At 49.1% G+C, this 18,404-nt stretch carries 18 protein-coding genes and 2 riboswitches; of the genes, 16 read left to right on the top strand and 2 right to left on the bottom strand.

Annotated elements, in window-relative coordinates; all coding sequences use genetic code 11:
* Positions 1-6 precede the first annotated feature (6 nt).
* The 7 genes from IE074_RS08875 to paeA all read left to right on the top strand — a co-directional run bounded on the left by IE074_RS08875 (position 7) and on the right by paeA (position 7,455).
* Entirely contained in the window at positions 7-969 is a 963-nt protein-coding gene (locus IE074_RS08875) for a 3-carboxyethylcatechol 2,3-dioxygenase (protein WP_189385116.1), read from the top strand.
* Between the two features lie 21 nt (positions 970-990).
* Positions 991-1,782, top strand: coding sequence for a 2-keto-4-pentenoate hydratase (gene mhpD / locus IE074_RS08870; RefSeq protein WP_189385115.1), 792 nt, complete (start codon positions 991-993; stop codon positions 1,780-1,782).
* 41 nt (positions 1,783-1,823) lie between these two features.
* The gene (locus tag IE074_RS08865) at positions 1,824-2,801 is read left to right on the top strand and encodes a Bug family tripartite tricarboxylate transporter substrate binding protein (protein WP_229793956.1); all 978 of its coding nucleotides are present in this window, start codon (positions 1,824-1,826) and stop codon (positions 2,799-2,801) included.
* A gap of 36 nt (positions 2,802-2,837) precedes the next feature.
* Positions 2,838-3,791: an acetaldehyde dehydrogenase (acetylating) gene (locus IE074_RS08860; protein ID WP_189385114.1), complete on the top strand. Its 954-nt coding sequence runs from the start codon at positions 2,838-2,840 to the stop codon at positions 3,789-3,791.
* A gap of 29 nt (positions 3,792-3,820) precedes the next feature.
* A complete protein-coding gene (gene dmpG / locus IE074_RS08855) occupies positions 3,821-4,840 on the top strand; it encodes a 4-hydroxy-2-oxovalerate aldolase (protein WP_189385113.1) in 1,020 nt (339 codons plus the stop codon).
* Between the two features lie 232 nt (positions 4,841-5,072).
* A riboswitch (glycine riboswitch) is annotated at positions 5,073-5,169 on the top strand.
* A gap of 42 nt (positions 5,170-5,211) precedes the next feature.
* A riboswitch (glycine riboswitch) is annotated at positions 5,212-5,310 on the top strand.
* Between the two features lie 25 nt (positions 5,311-5,335).
* Positions 5,336-5,953, top strand: a complete 618-nt coding sequence (locus IE074_RS08850; protein WP_189385112.1) for a trimeric intracellular cation channel family protein — start codon at positions 5,336-5,338, stop codon at positions 5,951-5,953.
* A 194-nt stretch (positions 5,954-6,147) separates the two neighbouring features.
* Positions 6,148-7,455, top strand: coding sequence for a polyamine export protein PaeA (gene paeA / locus IE074_RS08845; protein ID WP_169294658.1), 1,308 nt, complete (start codon positions 6,148-6,150; stop codon positions 7,453-7,455).
* A 4-nt stretch (positions 7,456-7,459) separates the two neighbouring features.
* Here paeA and IE074_RS08840 read toward each other — a convergent pair whose 3' ends face one another.
* Positions 7,460-8,716: an MFS transporter gene (locus IE074_RS08840; protein WP_189385111.1), complete on the bottom strand. Its 1,257-nt coding sequence runs from the start codon at positions 8,714-8,716 to the stop codon at positions 7,460-7,462.
* Between the two features lie 311 nt (positions 8,717-9,027).
* On the opposite strand from IE074_RS08840, the gene IE074_RS08835 reads away from it, so the two are divergent.
* The 9 genes from IE074_RS08835 to IE074_RS08795 all read left to right on the top strand — a co-directional run bounded on the left by IE074_RS08835 (position 9,028) and on the right by IE074_RS08795 (position 17,545).
* A complete protein-coding gene (locus IE074_RS08835) occupies positions 9,028-10,077 on the top strand; it encodes an ABC transporter substrate-binding protein (protein ID WP_189385110.1) in 1,050 nt (349 codons plus the stop codon).
* Positions 10,078-10,088: 11 nt separating this feature from the next.
* Positions 10,089-10,904 carry an alkaline phosphatase family protein gene (locus tag IE074_RS08830; protein ID WP_189385109.1) on the top strand — a complete coding sequence of 272 codons (816 nt, stop codon included), beginning with the start codon at positions 10,089-10,091 and terminating at the stop codon, positions 10,902-10,904.
* Positions 10,901-11,737 carry an ABC transporter permease gene (locus IE074_RS08825; protein WP_189385108.1) on the top strand — a complete coding sequence of 279 codons (837 nt, stop codon included), beginning with the start codon at positions 10,901-10,903 and terminating at the stop codon, positions 11,735-11,737. Before IE074_RS08830 ends, IE074_RS08825 begins: the two co-directional genes overlap by 4 nt.
* Positions 11,730-12,509 (top strand): ABC transporter permease, encoded by a 780-nt coding sequence (locus IE074_RS08820; protein WP_189385107.1) that lies wholly within the window; start codon positions 11,730-11,732, stop codon positions 12,507-12,509. The genes IE074_RS08825 and IE074_RS08820 overlap by 8 nt, the downstream gene beginning before the upstream one ends.
* Before the next feature lie 3 nt (positions 12,510-12,512).
* Positions 12,513-13,532: an ABC transporter ATP-binding protein gene (locus IE074_RS08815; RefSeq protein WP_189385106.1), complete on the top strand. Its 1,020-nt coding sequence runs from the start codon at positions 12,513-12,515 to the stop codon at positions 13,530-13,532.
* Between the two features lie 245 nt (positions 13,533-13,777).
* The gene (locus IE074_RS08810; protein WP_189385105.1) at positions 13,778-14,152 is read left to right on the top strand and encodes a cupin domain-containing protein; all 375 of its coding nucleotides are present in this window, start codon (positions 13,778-13,780) and stop codon (positions 14,150-14,152) included.
* A gap of 72 nt (positions 14,153-14,224) precedes the next feature.
* Positions 14,225-15,163, top strand: coding sequence for a Bug family tripartite tricarboxylate transporter substrate binding protein (locus tag IE074_RS08805; protein WP_189385144.1), 939 nt, complete (start codon positions 14,225-14,227; stop codon positions 15,161-15,163).
* Between the two features lies 1 nt (position 15,164).
* Positions 15,165-16,382: a CaiB/BaiF CoA transferase family protein gene (locus tag IE074_RS08800; RefSeq protein ID WP_189385104.1), complete on the top strand. Its 1,218-nt coding sequence runs from the start codon at positions 15,165-15,167 to the stop codon at positions 16,380-16,382.
* Entirely contained in the window at positions 16,379-17,545 is a 1,167-nt protein-coding gene (locus IE074_RS08795) for an acyl-CoA dehydrogenase family protein (protein ID WP_189385103.1), read from the top strand. The genes IE074_RS08800 and IE074_RS08795 overlap by 4 nt, the downstream gene beginning before the upstream one ends.
* Positions 17,546-17,622: 77 nt before the next feature.
* Here the strand turns inward: IE074_RS08795 and IE074_RS08790 are convergent, their stop codons facing one another.
* Positions 17,623-18,399 (bottom strand): IclR family transcriptional regulator, encoded by a 777-nt coding sequence (locus IE074_RS08790; RefSeq protein WP_189385102.1) that lies wholly within the window; start codon positions 18,397-18,399, stop codon positions 17,623-17,625.
* Positions 18,400-18,404: the final 5 nt, after the last annotated feature.

The raw sequence follows: 18,404 nt of genomic DNA, 5'->3' as shown, positions 1-18,404 counted from the left end.
TTTTATATGACAATTATTTTGGAGTGTTTATCTCACACCCCTTTGCAGGGCTATCATGATCCTGTACCCGAGATTCTGGCCGAGGTGGAAGCATTGCAGGCTGCCATGAAAAAAAGGGTGCAGGCTTTCGATCCCGAGTTGGTCGTTGTGTTTGCACCGGATCATTACAATGGTTTTTTCTATGATCTCATGCCACAGTTTTGTATTGGGGTCGAGGCAACCTCGATTGGTGATTATAAAAGCCTGGCGGGGCCGCTTGATGTCCCCAGAGATATTGCGCTGGCAATGAGCGAGGCGGTACTTGCGGCGGATATTGATGTTGCGTTGTCATACCGCATGCAGGTTGATCATGGGTTTGCCCAGGCACTTGAGGTCCTTTTGGGTGGTTTGGATAATTACCCGGTGATACCCGTATTCATTAACTCTGTGGCTCCTCCGATGGCGAGTTGTCGGCGTTCGCGCTTATTGGGGGATGCGATTGGCCGTTTCCTTTCCGGTTTGAATAAACGCGTGTTGCTTGTCGGTTCGGGCGGGATTTCTCATGAGCCCCCGGTTCCTGAAATCGCCAATGCTTGCGCCGAGGTTGCTGAGCGCCTGATAGCCGGACGCAATCCCACCCCCCAGGCCCGTGCCGCGCGACAGGAGCGCACGATTTCCGCCGCCAGACAGTTTACGTCTGGTGACAGCAGCCTGCGGCCTCTTAACCCTGAATGGGACAGGAATTTTTTAGATATTCTTGCCCGTGGAGACTGGATGGCCATTGATGACATGAGCAATGACTCAATTACCGAACAGGGTGGCAAGTCTGCCCATGAAATTCGTTCGTGGGTCGCTGCATTTGCCGCTTTAAATGCTCATGGCCCTTATAAAGCATCTCTTGATTATTACCGTCCTATTCCCGAGTGGATTGCCGGTTTTGCAACCATGCAGGCACAGTCTTTGAGATTGGTTGAAAGTGTCGCCGCATAAATCAAATACGAAGGATATTAAATGACTGATTTGAAAGTATTAAAAAATATTGCGGACTGTCTGCTTAACGCAGAAAAAACAGGGGTGGCGGTGAGTCCTGTCAGGGACTTGCTCACGCCGGGAAATGAGGACGATGCTTACGAAATTCAGAAAATCAATGTAGCGGCAGGGCGTGCGCAGGGACGCCGTGTGGTGGGTAGAAAAATAGGCTTGACCTCGCTTGCCGTACAGCGTCAGCTTGGGGTGAGTCAACCTGATTTTGGTACCTTGTTTGCTGATATGGTATTTGGCAGTAATGAGCCCATTGCCTATGAAAGGACGATGCAGCCAAAAGTTGAAGCGGAAATTGCCCTGGTTCTTAAGCATGACCTGACGGCAGCAGACGCGACCTTGATTGATGTGATGGGGGCGATTGATTATGCCCTGCCCGCCATTGAAGTGGTGGGCAGTCGAATCAAAAACTGGGATATTTCCTACGTGGATACGGTTGCTGACAATGCTTCCAGTGGCTTGGTGGTGATTGGTGCCGTACCGGTTTCCTTAACGGGCCTGGATCTTGGAGCCGTAAAAATGGAGATGTTTCGGGATGGTACATCTGTCTCGGCAGGGCAGGGATCGGATTGTCTGGGGCATCCGCTCAATGCGGCGGTGTGGCTGGCCCGTAAATTAGTGTCACTGGGAGAACCGTTGCGTGCGGGTGACCTGATCTTAACCGGTGCATTAGGTCCGATGGTTGCGGTTGAACCCGGGCAACGGTATGAGGCAAGAATTAGCGGTGTGGGTACTGTGTGTGCCTGCTTTTCTGATAAATAAAAATACTTTAAGTTTTATTTATAAATAATACGGAGACAACGATGTTTTTTAAAAAACATACCTTACTTGGTGCGCTGTTTATTGCCTGTATGGCCGTTAGTACACCTTCAATAGCACAAACTTATCCTGAGCAACCGATTACCATGGTTCTGCCATTTCCAGCCGGTGGTGTGACCGATGTGGTTGCCCGTTTGGTTGCACAGGAAATGCAGGAAAGCATGAAACAGCCTGTTATTGTTGAAAACAGGCCGGGTGCAGGGGGGCAAATAGCCGCGCATAGGGTCAAAAACGGCAAAGCCGATGGCCATACGGTTTTTGTGGCTGCAACAGAAATGTTTGCCATTAATCCAACGCTTTACCAGGATTTTTCATTTGACCCAATTGCAGATTTCCAGCCGGTCACAACGCTGGTAACGTCGCCTCTGGTTTTGGTGGTTCCGCAGGACAGTCCGATTAACTCTGTCAATGAGCTGATTGCCCATTCAAAAAACCAGGAAAAAGGGATTGACTATGCCTCACAGGGCATCGGTTCAATAGGGCATTTGCTGGGTGGATTATTCATAGAAAAAACCGGCGCAAAATTAGTGCATGTTCCCTATCGTGGGTCTTCTCCTGCTTTGCAGGATGTAATGAGTGGTCGTGTGGCTATGATGTTTGATCCCATTATTACGACATCGCCGCTTATAAAAGGAGGCAAGCTAAAACCATTGGCCATTGCATCCGAGAAGCGTTCTGCCTTGTTACCCGATGTGCCTACATTGGCTGAGTTGGGTATTGATGGTGTGGATGCCGGCGTGTGGTTTGGTGCTGTTGTAAAAAAAGGAACGCCTGAGCCTATTGTTGAGCGTTTGAATCAGGAAATTGTCAAAGCCATGGAATCGTCAAAAGTGAGTCAGCGTTTTACAGAGCAGGGGTTGGAGCCGATCCCAATGACATCCAAACAGTTTGGTAATTATCTTGAACGTGAAAATACACAATGGATTCCACTGGTTAAGGCCAGTGGCGCAAGAGTTGAATAAGGTATTTCATGGACCAGCAGTAAAAGGAGAAGCACAATGAGTAAAAAGCTGAAAGCCGCTATTATCGGTTCGGGTAATATCGGTACTGATTTGATGATTAAAATTTTGCGTCATGGTAAACATATAGAAATGGGGGCCATGGTGGGTATTGACAGCGCATCGGATGGTCTTGCCCGTGCGGGCCGTTTAGGTGTGGCTACAACCCATGAGGGCGTGGAGGGGCTGTCCCGCCTTCCGGTGTTTGACAGTATTGATATTGTTTTTGATGCCACAAGTGCCGGGGCACACCTGAAAAATGACAAATTCTTACGTGAGTTGCGGCCGGATTTAAGAATGATTGATTTGACCCCGGCCGCTATCGGACCCTATTGTGTGCCGGTGGTTAACGGCGAAGCACATCTTGATGCCTTGAATGTGAATATGGTGACATGCGGCGGGCAGGCCACGATTCCGATGGTGGCAGCCGTTTCCCGCGTCGCTCCGGTCATCTATGCTGAAATTGTTGCCAGTATTTCAAGTAAAAGTGCCGGTCCGGGGACACGGGCCAATATTGATGAGTTTACCGAAACCACTTCAACGGCTATCAAGACGGTTGGTGGGGCGCTGCAGGGAAAGGCCATTATTGTGTTAAATCCGGCTGAACCACCGCTTATCATGAGAGACACCGTTTATTGTTTGAGCGAATCGGGAGACGAGGATGCCATCGAGGAATCAATCGCCCGAATGGTTGCGGATGTACAGCAATATGTGCCCGGCTATCGTTTAAAACAGAAGGTGCAGTTTGAACGTGTTTCTGAACAAAGCCCGTTGAGTATACCTGGCATTGGTCGAGTGAGCGGTTTGAAAACATCCATTTTTCTGGAAGTTGAAGGGGCGGCCCATTATCTTCCCGCCTATGCTGGAAATCTTGACATTATGACCAGTGCGGCTCTGGTAACCGCTGAAAATATGGCGGCACGGATTATTCATCAATTAGAAGTCAGTCTTTGACTGCACGCGTTTGAAAGGAACACTAAGTAATGAAAGATAATAAAAAACTTTATATTTCGGACGTGACCTTGCGTGATGGCAGTCACGCTATCCGTCACCAATATTCAATAGAGCAGGTCAGGCAAATTGTCAAGGCGCTTGATGATGCCAGAGTGGATTCTATCGAGGTTGCACATGGTGATGGTTTGCAAGGGTCATCATTCAATTATGGCTTTGGCGCACATACCGATCTTGAGTGGATTGCTGCCGCAGCAGAAACAGCACAGCATGCAAAAATTGCCACCTTGCTGTTACCTGGTATAGGAACCATACATGATTTGCGTGCCGCCTACGATGCCGGTGCGCGGGTAGTGCGTGTCGCGACACATTGTACCGAAGCCGATATTTCAAGACAGCATATTGCCTATGCCCGTGAACTTGGCATGAATGCGGTTGGCTTTTTAATGATGAGTCATCTGACCAGCCCTGGGGAACTGGCCCGGCAGGCAAAATTGATGGAATCGTACGGTGCCACTTGTATTTACGTTGTGGATTCAGGAGGCGCTTTGAGCATGAATGGGGTCAGGGACCGGTTTTGTGCATTCAAGGATACGTTGGATCCAAACACTGAAACGGGAATCCATGCCCATCATAATCTTGGTTTGGGTGTTGCTAATAGCATTGTCGCGGTTGAAGAAGGGTGTGACCGGGTGGATGCCAGTTTAGCCGGTATGGGCGCGGGAGCGGGAAATGCACCACTGGAAGTTTTTATTGCTGCTGTCGATCGTCTGGGGTGGAATCATGGTTGTGATTTATACAAGCTGATGGATGCTGCAGATGATTTGGTTCGTCCTTTGCAGGATCGCCCGGTGCGTGTTGACCGGGAAACACTGGCCTTGGGTTATGCGGGGGTCTATTCCAGCTTTTTACGGCATGCTGAAGCAGCGGCACAACGCTATGGGTTGAAAACGGTTGATATTCTGGTTGAACTGGGTCGTCGTAGAATGGTGGGGGGACAGGAAGACATGATTGTTGATGTTGCGCTGGATTTGCTGGCAGCTGAAAAGTAATTTTTTTCTGTTTGATTATTGATTATCTTCATTTGCTCGCTCCCACGCTCCGTCAACTGACCCTAAAAAGTTGGGTACCCATTTTTTGGCTCCCACGCAGGAGCATGGGAGCCAGAAAATAAAACACGCACTCCCACGCGGAGCATTTCTAGTTCCCATGCTCCCGCGTGGGAATTCATATCAATTTAAATTACCATTACTTCACAAATTACGATTTACTTGCAGTATAATCCCTCGCTTCGCAGGAGAGAGGGGCCGGCTTAAAGTATGGTTCCCGCCGAAGGCGCAAACTCCCATAATCGCTCAGGCATCGTAACTGCGAAACGTATTCGAATGGTGGCTGTTTTCTTGACAAGGACAACAGCACAATCGTAACGCCAGCTGGAGAGAGGTTGTTTGGCAACCCACCGAAGGGGCAAGCAGTTTATATAACTGCATAAACTCTCAGGTAAAAGGACAGGGGGAGAGGCAGCATAAAACAATCAGGATTGGAAATTGCTTCTCTATATTTATATTATTGCCATTACCGCTGAAGCCATGTCGGGCGCGCTTGCCGCAGGCCGGCGTAATATGGACATGTTTGGTGTGGCTTTTGTGGCCTTCATTACTGCTTTGGGTGGTGGTACGGTACGTGATGTGTTGCTGGGCAATTACCCGGTTACCTGGACCCAGCACCCCATGTATATCCACATAACGATTGTTGCGGGCTTGTTTACCGTCTTGGTTGCCCGTTACATGCATCGTTTGCATTCCACTTTTCTGGTATTGGATGCCATGGGATTAATTGCTTTTACCGTTATTGGCTGCAATGTGGCCCTGAAGCTGGAATATAGTATTACTGTTGTTATTATGGCAGGCATGACTACCGGTATTTTTGGTGGCATATTGCGTGACCTGTTGTGTAACCGCACGCCCATGGTGCTGCGTAAAGAGTTGTATGCCAGTGTTTCATTGCTGGTTGCCATTCTGTATTTATGTCTGCGGTACTGGCAGGTCAGTGAAGACATTAATTTATTGGTTTCATTCGGTTTTGGTCTGGCTTTACGTATTGCCGCCATTCGCTGGCGCTGGTCTTTGCCGGTGTTTACCTACGCCCCCGGGCGATGGAGCTAGCCCGGGTTGCCCAGTAAGGATGGAAAATCAACAGCCAGTATCCAGCGGCTCTTTATCTTTTCAATGGGTTGTTCAGGCTGGACGCATAATGGTTCAGCGATAGGGGAAACCATGCCTCTAAGAAGCCGGTTTCCATTGCCATTTCCTGTCAAATGGTACAAAATCACAGGGTTACAGACTCTTAGTGGTTGTTTATGTCGGTTGGTGATTTGCTCACACACGTGTTTTTTCTTTTGCTGCTGATTATTATCAGTGGTTTCTTTTCCATTTCGGAAATTTCCCTGGCCGCTTCACGCAAAATCAAGCTGCGTCTGCTGGCCAATGAGGGTAATGCCAAAGCACAAGAGGTGCTGGCCTTGCAGGAAAACCCCGGCAACTTTTTTACCGTGATCCAGATCGGGCAAAATGCGGTAGCGATTATGGCCGGTATCGTCGGTGAAAGCGCCTTGTCACCTTATGTGGCCACACTTGTTTCGGTTATTTACAACGGGCCTATGCTGGGCACCTGGTCATTTTTGCTGTCCTTTTTACTGGTCACGGCCTCGTTTGTGATGTTTTCAGACCTGATTCCCAAGCGCCTTGCCATGGCCCGGCCTGAAAAACAGGCCATGGCTGTGGTCAAGCCCATGAAGTTTTGCATGCTGGTGTTTGCGCCCCTGGTGTGGTTGTTCAGCAGTATGGCCAATCTCATTCTTCGTCTTATGCGGGTACCGCAAGTGCGCGAAGAGGAAATTACCGGTGATGATATTGTGGCCCTGGCCGAAGCCGGCGCACAGGGCGGTGGAGTCTTGCAGCAGGAACAATACATGATTCGCAACGTGTTCGAGATGGATTCGCGCATTGTGCCCTCTGCCATGACACCGCGTGAAAGCATTGTGTATTTTTCCCTGAATGAAACCGAAGAAAATATCCGCCAGAAAATCGCCGAATTTCCGCATGGCAAATTTCCGGTTTGCCAGGATACGCTGGACCACGTGATTGGTTATGTGGATTCCAAGGATATTTTGCCCCGTATCCTGCAGGGCAAGGATTTATCTCTTAGAACCGCCCCCATCGTCCGCAAGGTGCTGGTGCTGCCCGATACACTCACCCTGTTCGAGGCGCTTGAGCAGTTCCGGGCAGCCAAGGAAGATTTCAGTCTGGTGGTGAATGAGTACGCACTGGTGGTGGGCCTGCTAAGCCTGCAAGATGTCATGAGTACCGTGATGGGGGATTTGGTGGGTTCCCTGCAGGAAGAGTGGATTGTAAAACGCGATGACCATTCCTGGCTGATGGACGGCATGACACCTATCGAGGAGGTGATGGCCGCCCTGACCATTAAGGAATTTGAGGGTTTTGAAAACAATTACGAAACCATGGCCGGGTTCATCATGTACAAGCTGCGTAAAGTGCCACGTCCCACCGACTTCGTCTTGTATGAGGGCTACAAGTTCGAAGTGGTGGATATTGACAATTACCGGATTGACCAGGTACTGGTGACCCGGCATGAGGAAGAAAAATAAAGTTTTAACGGTTGATTGGGTTAATCAAGTGGGAAGCCACCTTGTGCTGGCGCTTTCTTGATATGCCAATCAGCAAGGCGGCTGTGGCCATGATGCCTGCAGTCATGATGAATACGGCCGTCATTCCATACAGGTTTGCCACCATGCCACCGGCAACCGGGCCCAGGACCATGCCAAGATATTGGGCAGACGTTGAGTAACCCAGTACGGTGCCGGCAATATGGCCCGACACATTATGCCGGATCAGGGCGGTAATGGCTGGCATCAGGCCGCTTAAGCCAATCCCCATTAAAAACCTTAATACAATAAATTGCCAGTCAGCCCAGGCAAAGACCTGTAAAAGCAGGGTCAGGGCGGTAAACAGGAAACAGGCAACCAGCACGCAAAGATGGCCTTTCTGATCACCCAGTCGGCCAATTCTGGCCGATCCCAGCAGGCTGCCAAAGGCAGTGACTGAAATGGCAATACCAGCCAGCAATGGAATGTTTTGCGTGAGGGTGTGCAGGCTGGCCATGTACAGGGTGATGATGGGTTCAACCGAGTAATTGGCAAACATTAACAGGGCGGCACAGCCAAGCATTAACAGGACCAGGTTGCGGCTGGGGGCGTTTTGCCAGAAACCATCGGATTTGTTCACGATTTGGCTGGCAGCCGCCTTCCGTTTGAAACGGGTTTCTTTAATTAAAAAGGCGGTTGCCAGAAAAGCAATGAAGATAACCCCGGCAGCCAGAAAAAAAGTATTTCTAATGCCAATATAACCGGGCAGCAATCCACCCACCAACGGCCCCAGCAGGTTACCCGCCAACATGCCGGCAGCATGGGTGCCTACGGCCCAGCCGGTATGTGCTTTGGGGGTTTGGGTGGCCACCAGAATCGTGGCCCCAGAGGCATACCCACCTAAAATGCCAATTAACAGACGCAGGCCAAACAGCTCCTGCACATTCCCCACCATGCCCATTAAGGCAATACAAAAGGCCATCCCCAGGCTGGCACGGATCAGAATGGGCTTGCGGCCAAAATGGTCGGCAAACTTACCCCAGACGGGCGCCATCAGGCCCGCTGTCAGGAAGGTGGCGCTAAAAGCATAACCTGACCAGCGAATAATGGATTCGGGGTCGGTTTCTCCCAGTTGCTCAATGTAGATGGGCAGAAATGGCAGCACCAATGTCATGGCCATGATGGTTGTAAATGAGCCGAATACGCACACGTACAGATTGCGTTTCCAATGTTCTTCCTGGCTTTCCTCTTGGATTGTTTGCATTGCTGTGCCTTTGACTGATGAAGTGATTGGATTTTTAAATTGATAAAAGTCAGATTTATTATGATGGGAAATGGGAATGATGAACAAGACCATTTCTTATACCGGTATTGGTTATACCTGATACTGGTAATGATAGGCTGTTATCTGTTTTGCATGACATGGCTGTATGCCGAATAAGGGTGTTTGCTTAATGCCTTGCAATTTGTTGTGCCTGTCATGAATTGGCAATAAAGCATCCTTATACTCGGTTCCTCCTTATTCTTATGCAAAAGGCATATTGTGTGCCTTGTTTATTTTCCCAAGGAAGAACAATGAGTTTGAAAAAAGCATGGCTGGCAGTCTGTCTGGCATCGTTACCAATGGTGGCACAGGCACAATCCGCTGATTTGACTTCGCTTATTGAGGCGGCAAAAAAAGAAGGTCGTGTGGATAGTGTGGGTATGCCTGACTCATGGGCTAACTGGAAAGATACCTGGGCTGACCTGAAAACCAACTATGGGCTGGAACACCAGGATACCGATATGTCTTCCGCCCAGGAAATTGCCAAGTTTGCGGCAGAAAAAGAAAACGCAACGGCTGATATTGGCGATGTTGGCCAAAGTTTTGGCCCTATCGCGGTTGACAAGGGAGTGACCCAGGCCTACAAACCCACCACCTGGAATGAAATTCCTGAATGGGCGAAAGACAAGGAAGGTCATTGGGCAGTGGCTTATACCGGCGCAATCGCTTTCATCATCAATAATGACACGGTTAAAAACGCACCCAAAAGCTGGAAAGACCTGACCTCTGGCAAGTATAAGGTTACGTTGGGAGATGTCGGCGTAGCGGCACAGGCCAACAATGCAGTGCTGGCTGCGGCGGTTGCCTTGGGTGGCAATGAAAAAAACGTGACCCCGGCCCTGGAACTGTTTGGTGAACTGGCCAGGCAAAAACGTCTGTCATTAAGCAATCCCACACTGGCCACACTTGAAAAAGGTGAAGTGGAAGTAGGGGTACTGTGGGACTTCAATGCTCTTAACTATCGTGACCAGATTGATCCCAAGCGTTTTACCGTTGTGATTCCTGAAGACGGTTCAATCATGGCGGGCTATGCCACGATTATTAACAAGTATGCCAAGCACCCCAATGCGGCCAAACTGGCGCGTGAATACATCTTCAGTGATGCAGGCCAAAACAATCTGGCCAAGGGTTATGCCCGTCCCATTCGCGACAAGGTTGTGTTGACTGAAGAAGCCAAAGCCAGGTTGTTGCCTGCCGAAGCGTACAAAAATGTTCAGCCCATCAAAGACCAGGCCGCCTGGGATGCCTTGTCCAAGAAGCTGCCTGAACTGATGCAGGAACATGTGCTGATTCATCAATAAGTCCAAAAACCATGCATCAACATAAAGTTATACTGATTCTTATTGACGGCTTGGGTTGGCATGTAGCCAGGCACGCCATGGGTTATTTGCATGCGTTATGTGAAAGCCGCCAGGCCTCGGTGTTCAAGCTGCAGTGCGAGCTGCCATCGCTGTCCCGTCCTTTATACGAATGTATTTTAACGGGCAGCAATCCGGTGGTGTCAGGTATCCGGCATAACCAGATTGTGCAACTTTCCAAACAGGAAAGCATTTTTCATCTTGCCCGCAAGGCAAGGCTGAAAACAGCGGCCGCTGCTTACAGCTGGATCAGTGAACTTTATAACCGCGCACCGTATGATGCGGTGCGCGACCGTTTTACCCATGATCCGTCACTGGCTATTCAGCATGGTATCTTCTATCATGAAGATAGCTATCCGGATTCCCATTTATTGCTTGATGCGGAACATTTGCGCACAACCCATGATCCCGATTTTCTTTTCATTCATACCATGAATGTGGATGATATGGGGCATCGTTCGGGTGGGGACAGTGCCGATTACCGTAATGCGGCCCGTAAAGTGGACGTGTTGTTGTCGCACTATTTGCCTGTCTGGCAAGAGCAGGGTTATAAAATTATTGTCACTGCCGATCATGGAATGAACGTTGATCATAGCCATGGCGGGCATTTGCCCGAGGAACGGGAAGTGCCGCTTTTCCTGGTGGGGCAGGGGTTTAATCACAAGGCTGCGGGCACTGAAATCAAACAGGTACAGATACGGGATTTGTGTGCCTTGGCCTTGGGTCTTGCCGTCAACCGGAACGATGAACTGAAACCTTTCCTCTCATGATGCCCGCCAAGCCTTCCAGGGCCCATTTGTGGCTCTTTGTTCCTTTTGTGTTGATGCTGGGCGCTTTTTGCCTGGCTCCCACCTATTGGGTGCTGGTTAACAGTTTTATGGCAGACGATGGTGGTTTTACGCTGACCAATTATAAAAAAATTTTAAGCAGCAGGTTTTACCTGATTGCCATTGAAAACAGTTTCTGGTTATCACTGTACTCCAGTTTTTTCGGGCTGCTGATTGGCCTGCTGGCAACTTCGTCATTACGATTCGTGCAAGGCAAGGTTCGGCAATGGGTGATTGCCTTTGTGAATATGAGCAATAACTTTGCCGGCGTACCCCTGGCGTTTGCCTTCATTATTATTTTGGGAACTAATGGTGCCATTACGCTACTGTTGAATAAAACGGGGTTTCTGAACGGGTTTGATTTGTACACCCGTGCCGGATTGACGGTGGTGTATACCTATTTTCAGATTCCCTTGGCTGTTTTGCTGCTTTACCCGGCGTTTGATGCCCTGAAGGATGACTGGGAAGAAGCCTCCCGATTGCTGGGCGCCAGTACTTTTGATTACTGGCGCAAAGTGGTGCTGCCTATTCTTTTGCCTTCCTTGCTGGGCACTTTTGTGTTGCTGCTGGCCAATGCTCTGGGGGCATATGCCACGGCATTTGCGCTCACGGCCAGTAATGTTAACCTGATCCCGATTCGTATCGGGGCCCTGGTTGCCGGTGATATTTCCCTGAACCCGAACCTGGCCGCGGCGCTTTCCATTGTTCTGGTTGTGCAGTTGGTCATGGTTACCATGATTAACCAGTGGCTGATGCGCAGGAGACGTTATGCATAAACAGGACTCCAGACAGGGCTTGCATCTGCTTGTGATTGGCGTGGTGATGTTGATCTTGCTGGTGCCCTTGCTGGCCACTTTTTTGTATTCCATTTCAACCTCTTGGGGCGCAACCATTTTGCCTGATGCCTTAAGCCTGAAGTGGTATGTGCAACTCTGGAGCGATCCTCGCTTCCTGATGGCCTTTGGCCGATCGGTTTTCCTTTGCATGGTTTCCATTATCGTTAGCCTGTTGGTGATTGTGCCATTGGCTTTTATGATGGAATACCGTTATCGGCAATGGCAGAAAATCATGGATCTGGTGATTCTGCTTCCATTTGCCATGCCGCCCATTGTTGCCACGGCAGGTTTGCTGCAAATTTATGCCGGCTCGCCCGTGATGGGTACACCCTGGATTCTGGTGGGCTGTTATTTCACGATTGTGTTGCCCTTTATGTATCGTTCCCTGGTTAATAATCTGCGGGCCCTGAGCCTGCATGATTTGATGGATGCTTCCAGTCTGTTGGGGGCCAGCAGTTTTCAGGGCTTCATGCAGGTGGTGCTGCCCAATATCCGCAAGGGCATTGCCTCGGCATGGTTCATTGCCTTTTCACTGCTGTTTGGTGAATTCGTTTTTGCCAATATGCTGGTGGGAACCCGTTTTGAAACCCTGCAGATTTACCTGTTCAATATGCGCCAGACCAGCGGCCATTTCACCAGTGCTATTGTGATCAGCTATTTTGTGTTCATTCTGCTGTTTACCTTGCTTGCCAACCGTTTCAATAAAGCTTAAATCATGTCCTATTTAACCGTTTCCAATTTGGCCAAGCGATTTGGCGATTCCGTTATTCTTGATGAGTTGAGCTTTACCATTGAAAAAGGTGAGTTTGTGACCTTGTTGGGTTCAAGCGGTTGTGGCAAATCTACCTTGTTGCGTTGCATTGCCGGCTTGACCCAGCCCGATAGCGGGTATATTCAGGTGGACAATGAAAACATCACGTTTACTCCGGCCCGGCATCGGGGTATTGGCATGGTGTTTCAAAGTTATGCCTTGTTTCCCAACATGACCGTGGAAGCCAATATTTCCTTTGGCCTGAATTTGCGAAAAATGGACAGGGCCTTGGTGCAAGAGAAGGTGCGTCAGGCGATTGCGCGGGTCGAATTGCAAGGCAAGGAAAAAAACATGCCGCATGAGCTGTCGGGCGGCCAGCGTCAGCGGGTGGCCCTGGCCCGGGCCCTGGTGATGGAGCCTCGTATTCTGTTGCTGGATGAGCCCCTGTCTGCACTGGATGCCCGTATTCGCCGCCATTTGCGACAGCAAATCCGCCAATTGCAGCAAGAGTTGCAACTAACCACTATCTTTGTCACCCATGATCAGGAAGAAGCCTTGACGATGTCAGACCGGATTTTTTTAATGAACCAGGGCCGTATCGAGCAATCGGGTTCGCCAGAGCAGTTGTATGCACGGCCCAATAGCAATATGGTGGCGCAGTTCATGGGCACCTACAATTTTCTGGATGCAGGCAATACGCAGCGCTGGCTTGGCTTGCAAACACCCAATGGTGTGGCTATCAGGGCCGAAGCGATTATCCTGGATCATCCTTCCCTGTCTTTTGGCAAGAAGGTTTCCCAGCCGATTGCATCTATTATTACCGAGAAACATTTGCTGGGCAGTGTGGTGCGGTGCAAGGTGATGGCAGAAAACACAGCGCTAACCGTAGACAGCCTAAACAACCAGTTTTTGCCCAAACTGGACATTGGCAGCAAGGTCTACCTGCGTATTGATCCTTGTGAGTGTGTGGTTTTGGATAATTAATAGTTGTAAAAAGCCGTAAAAAAGCCTCCTTCGCTCAAGTAGCGGCAGGAGGTTTTTTTATTGCAAGGCCATGATCTTTACCGGTTTTTAAAAGGCGTCTGATGAAGATCCGTGCCATGCCTTGTCAGGTGGATGAGTTTACGTTTGTTACTTGATGGCAATTTTAGTAATTACCCTTAAATACAAAATAATTTATATGTGTGAAAATTAATTCACATACAGAAATTCAATAGAAGAGGGTATTTATGCATAAATGGATTGTTAAAGAAAACGTAATTGAAGGGTATAGTCCGGCCAATCATACGGGTACCGTTAATAAAAGATTGATCAGTCAGGAAACGGTAGGGGCAAAACATATGGAAGTCCTGATCGGGACGATAGAAAAAAACCAGGGAGCTCTGCCACATGCGCATCCAGACCTTGAGCAGGTCTGTTATTTGCTTTCCGGTAGCGCCGATGTGGAAATGGATGGAGAGAAAGGCAAACTGGAGCCGGGTGATTGTTGTTATTTTCCTCCTTATAAAAAACACATTTTTACCGTCACAAGCGAAGAGCCCGCCAGAGTGCTTATTATTTACTCACCCCCCTATGAAGAAAAGCCGGAAAGAGTCATTCGTTAGGCAAGGGGGCTGGATAAAACCAAATTAAAAGTCAAAGGAGACATAATGTATAAAGCAGGTATCAAGAATAAAATGGCTGTTCTGGCCCTGAGCCTTTTCAGCAGTTGCGTATTGGCAGCATACCCGGAACAGCCTATTACGCTGGTGGTTCCCTTTCCAGCTGGTTCCGGTACCGATGCGGTAGGCCGTATTTTTGCCTCAGAAATGTCATCCCGCTTGGGACAGCCGGTGATTGTTGAAAATAAACCCGGTGCCAATGCAACGATTGCAGCACAGCAGGTTGCCAAATCCAAACCCGATGGCTATACGATATTAATTTCCACCAATACACCTTTATCGGCCGCACCCTGGCTAATGAAAAATGTATCTTATGATGTTGTGAAAGATTTTACGCCTGTTGCTCGCGGTGGAAATTTGCCTTTTATTTTGATTGCCAATGCCAGCAAACCCTATCAAACAGTCAAGGACCTGGTTAATTATGCCAAGGCCAATCCTGGCAAGTTAAGTTATGCCTCGGGTAACAGTACTGGCATTGTGGCAGGGGCAACATTGGGGAATAGTGCGGATATTGATATTTTGCATGTGCCTTATAAGGGTACCCCTCAGGCAATCACCGATCTGATTGGCGGACAGGTTGATTTCATGTTTACCGATCTGGCTTCAGGCATTCCTTTTGTTAAATCCAATAAGGTTAAAGCGCTTGCAGTATCAACCGCCAAGCCCAGTGCCTTATTGCCAGACTTGCCCTCTATGGAGGCCGCAGGCATTAATAATTTTGATATTAATTCCTGGAACGGCTTTCTTGGACCGGCCGGATTGCCCGATGAAGTTGTTAGCACCTTGAATAAAACCATTAATGAAATTGTGGATAACAAAGAGGTCAAGCAAAGGCTGGCTAATTTGGGTTTTGATGCTTTTAGTGGAACACAGCAGGAATTTGCCGACTTCGTGAAACAGCAATATGTTTTGTGGGGTGACTTGATTAAAGCAGCTGGTATTGAGCAGAAATAATATGAGCAAATATCATGAAGCAAACCCGGGCCCGTTAAGTGGTGTCAGGGTACTTGATTTAAGTACGGTAGTGATGGGGCCGTTTGCCACCCAAATGCTGGCTGACTTAGGGGCCGATGTAATTAAGGTGGAGCCGCCCTCCGGAGACAATATGCGCAAGGTGGGCCCCATGGTCAATGAGGATATGGGCGCGCTTTATTTGCATCTGAACCGTAACAAACGCTCCATAGTGCTGGACCTGAAAACCGAGCCAGGCAGACAGGCCTGCCTGGCCCTGGTAAAAACGGCTGATGTGTTTTTGTACAATGTGCGCCCGCAGGCCATGGCCCGGCTTGGGCTGTCTTATGAGGAGGTATCCGCTGTTAACCCCGCTATTGTATATGCTGGTGCCTACGGTTTTGGGGGTGATGGCCCTTATGCGGGCAAACCTGCGTATGATGATTTAATCCAGGGCATGACGGGTATTCCTGTCTTGTACGAGAAAAACTCGGGTGATGAGCCTCGCTATGTGCCCCTTACCCTGGCGGATCGAACCATTGGCTTGCAGGCAGCCATTGCCTGCCTTGCCGGTGTCATACAAAGCAGGTCTTCGGGTAAAGGCCAGTCAATTGAAATTCCCATGTTCGAGGGGATGACTCAGTTTGTGCTGGGTGATCATCTGGGTGGAAAAACTTTCGTGCCCGAAAAAGGGGAAATGGGCTATGCCCGTTTGCTGGCCACGCACCGTAAACCTTATAAAACCGCTGATAGTCATATTAGTGTATTGATTTATAACGATAAACACTGGAAAAATTTCCTGTGCCTGATTGGCCGGGACGATTTGCTAGAGGGGTCCATATTTTCCAGTCATTCGGTGCGTGCCGACAATATTGCCGAGGTCTACAGTTTTGTGGCGCAGGTACTTGCTGAAAAAAACAGCGAATACTGGCTGGGCTGTTTTGCCCAAGCCGATATTCCGGCCGCGCCTTTATATAGTATGGAAGACTTGATGGAAGATCCGCATATCAAAGCGGTTTCCCAGATTGTGGAAATGGATCATCCTACCGAGGGACGGATTCGCACGCCGGGCACGTTAGGAAAGTACTCGGCAACGCCTTTAAAAATATATCGTCATGCTCCCAATCTTGGTGAACATACCACAGAGGTTTTAAAAGAAACGGATCTGGATCAGTCGGTGATTGATTATTTGACAAATAATACGGAAACAAGCAAATCATGAATGTTGAATTGAGTAACGATCAGCAGGTGCTGGTGGAAGCGGTTGAAAACCTATGTGCTGATTTTGATGATGATTACTGGCATGCCAGGGATGCCGACGGCCAATACCCTGAAGCGTTTTACAAGGCACTGGCAGAGGCAGGCTGGTTGGGGATAGCCATGCCTGAGGCCTACGGTGGGGCAGGGTTGGGCATGACCGAGGCCGCTTTGCTGATGAAAACCATCTCCCGTTCCGGGGCCGGTTTTACCGGTGCATCGGCTGTGCATATGAATATTTTTGGCCTGAACCCGGTGGTTGTGTTTGGTTCCGAGGATTTAAAACAGCGCGCTTTGCCCCCGCTTATTCAGGGTAAGCAAAAAGCCTGTTTTGCCGTTACTGAACCCGATGCAGGGCTGGACACCACCAAGCTTAAAACCAGAGCCGTCAAACAGGGTAATAAATATATAGTCCATGGCCGCAAAATCTGGATTTCCACCGCCCAGGTGGCAGACAAAATGCTGCTGCTGGCACGTACCACACCGCTTGAAGAAGTCAGCAAACCTACCCAGGGCCTGTCCCTGTTCTACACAGATCTTAATCGTGACTATGTTGAAGTGCGTGAAATTGAAAAAATGGGACGCAAGGCCGTGGATTCAAATATGCTGTTTTTTGACGGACTGGAAATTCCCGAAGAAGACCGGGTAGGTGAAGAAGGGCGGGGTTTTGAATATATTCTGCATGGCTTGAACCCGGAGCGAATTCTGATTGCTTCCGAAGCGGTGGGGCTGGGGCAGATTGCCCTGCAAAAGGCCACCCAGTATGCCAAAGAACGGGTGGTTTTTGGCCGGGCTATTGGTGCCAATCAGGGGATTCAACACCCGTTGGCACAGGCCTGGATGCATCTGGAGGCCGCAGACCTGATGGTCAGCAAAGCAGCCAGTTTGTATGACAGCAATAAACAGTGTGGCGAATTTGCCAATACAGCCAAATATCTGGCTGCTGAAGCGGCATTCAATGCGTGCCAAACTGCGATCCAAACCCTGGGTGGCATGGGGTATGCCAAAGAGTATCATGTAGAGCGTTATTTAAGAGAGAGCTTTATTCCACGCATTGCCCCTGTCAGCCCACAGCTGATTATGTGTTTTATAGCGGAAAAGGTACTGGGCCTGCCCAAATCGTATTGAATGAATCAAGGTTAAACTGATCTGGCTGCTTTTCAGGCATGAAAGCATGCCAGATTTGCTTATCTGGTTCACCTTGTTCAGGCGGATTTTTCAATAAACGTACTGATGACTCTTAGTTTTTGGGCGAAGTCTTCCAGATTCGCCTGAATCCGGTACAAGGGTCCGGCAATCGAAATGGCATAGTAGCTGCCAGAAAGCTTGACTGGCCAGGCCAAGGCACCCACATCGGGAATGGACTCACCAAAATTTCCAAACCAGCCCCTTTGCAATGATTGTTCTATGTCTGCCAGAAAAGCCACTTTGCCAGCAATGGTTTTGGTATTGAAGGCGTGAAAAGGAAGATGGCTTAGCACTTCTTCCTTTTCATCGTTACCCAGGGTTGAAAACAGGGCCTTACCCAATGAGTTTGCATTAATTTCTTTTTGCTCACCGGCCATTGCCACATAATGAATCGGATTGGCGGAAGGCAAAACTTCCAGATAAAGTACTTTTTGGTTGTTATGCAGTTTGCCAATCACAACCGTTTCATTAGTGATGTTGCGCAATTCTTCCAGGCTTGGGTAAATGCGCTCCAGAATCGGGTCGGCAGCGGATATTTTCTGTGCCATGGCCAGCAGCCGTCCGGTAGGGTAGTAACCGGCCCTGCGATTGGTTTCATACAAATACCCCAAACTGACCAGTGTCCTGATAAGCGCAAGGCAACTGGACATGGGGGCATTCAGCAGTTTTGCCAGTTCAGACAGGGCCAGGGGGCGGCATTCCTTGGCGTAAATTTCAATAATTTCAATAACCCGAAGCGCCGTTTTGACATTGGTTTCTTTGGGCGCTTGGCGTGTAATGGGTTTATCAGTCATGGCAA

The organism is Advenella faeciporci, from assembly GCF_014652395.1.
Lineage (GTDB): Bacteria > Pseudomonadota > Gammaproteobacteria > Burkholderiales > Burkholderiaceae_B > Advenella > Advenella faeciporci.
Note: the sequence above shows the minus strand (reverse complement) of the source record. Positions and strands in the feature narration are given on the sequence as shown.

Bases quoted from the DNA above. Each gene is read 5' to 3' on its own strand.
- IE074_RS08810 (WP_189385105.1), top strand. From the start codon at position 13,778: ATGCATAAATGGATTGTTAAAGAAAACGTAATTGAAGGGTATAGTCCG.
- IE074_RS08790 (WP_189385102.1), bottom strand. From the start codon at position 18,399: ATGACTGATAAACCCATTACACGCCAAGCGCCCAAAGAAACCAATGTC.
- IE074_RS08815 (WP_189385106.1), top strand. From the start codon at position 12,513: ATGTCCTATTTAACCGTTTCCAATTTGGCCAAGCGATTTGGCGATTCC.
- IE074_RS08860 (WP_189385114.1), top strand. From the start codon at position 2,838: ATGAGTAAAAAGCTGAAAGCCGCTATTATCGGTTCGGGTAATATCGGT.
- IE074_RS08835 (WP_189385110.1), top strand. From the start codon at position 9,028: ATGAGTTTGAAAAAAGCATGGCTGGCAGTCTGTCTGGCATCGTTACCA.
- IE074_RS08805 (WP_189385144.1), top strand. From the start codon at position 14,225: ATGGCTGTTCTGGCCCTGAGCCTTTTCAGCAGTTGCGTATTGGCAGCA.
- IE074_RS08820 (WP_189385107.1), top strand. From the start codon at position 11,730: ATGCATAAACAGGACTCCAGACAGGGCTTGCATCTGCTTGTGATTGGC.
- paeA (WP_169294658.1), top strand. From the start codon at position 6,148: ATGTCGGTTGGTGATTTGCTCACACACGTGTTTTTTCTTTTGCTGCTG.
- IE074_RS08865 (WP_229793956.1), top strand. From the start codon at position 1,824: ATGTTTTTTAAAAAACATACCTTACTTGGTGCGCTGTTTATTGCCTGT.
- IE074_RS08825 (WP_189385108.1), top strand. From the start codon at position 10,901: ATGATGCCCGCCAAGCCTTCCAGGGCCCATTTGTGGCTCTTTGTTCCT.
- IE074_RS08840 (WP_189385111.1), bottom strand. From the start codon at position 8,716: ATGCAAACAATCCAAGAGGAAAGCCAGGAAGAACATTGGAAACGCAAT.
- dmpG (WP_189385113.1), top strand. From the start codon at position 3,821: ATGAAAGATAATAAAAAACTTTATATTTCGGACGTGACCTTGCGTGAT.
- IE074_RS08800 (WP_189385104.1), top strand. From the start codon at position 15,165: ATGAGCAAATATCATGAAGCAAACCCGGGCCCGTTAAGTGGTGTCAGG.
- IE074_RS08875 (WP_189385116.1), top strand. From the start codon at position 7: ATGACAATTATTTTGGAGTGTTTATCTCACACCCCTTTGCAGGGCTAT.
- mhpD (WP_189385115.1), top strand. From the start codon at position 991: ATGACTGATTTGAAAGTATTAAAAAATATTGCGGACTGTCTGCTTAAC.
- IE074_RS08795 (WP_189385103.1), top strand. From the start codon at position 16,379: ATGAATGTTGAATTGAGTAACGATCAGCAGGTGCTGGTGGAAGCGGTT.
- IE074_RS08830 (WP_189385109.1), top strand. From the start codon at position 10,089: ATGCATCAACATAAAGTTATACTGATTCTTATTGACGGCTTGGGTTGG.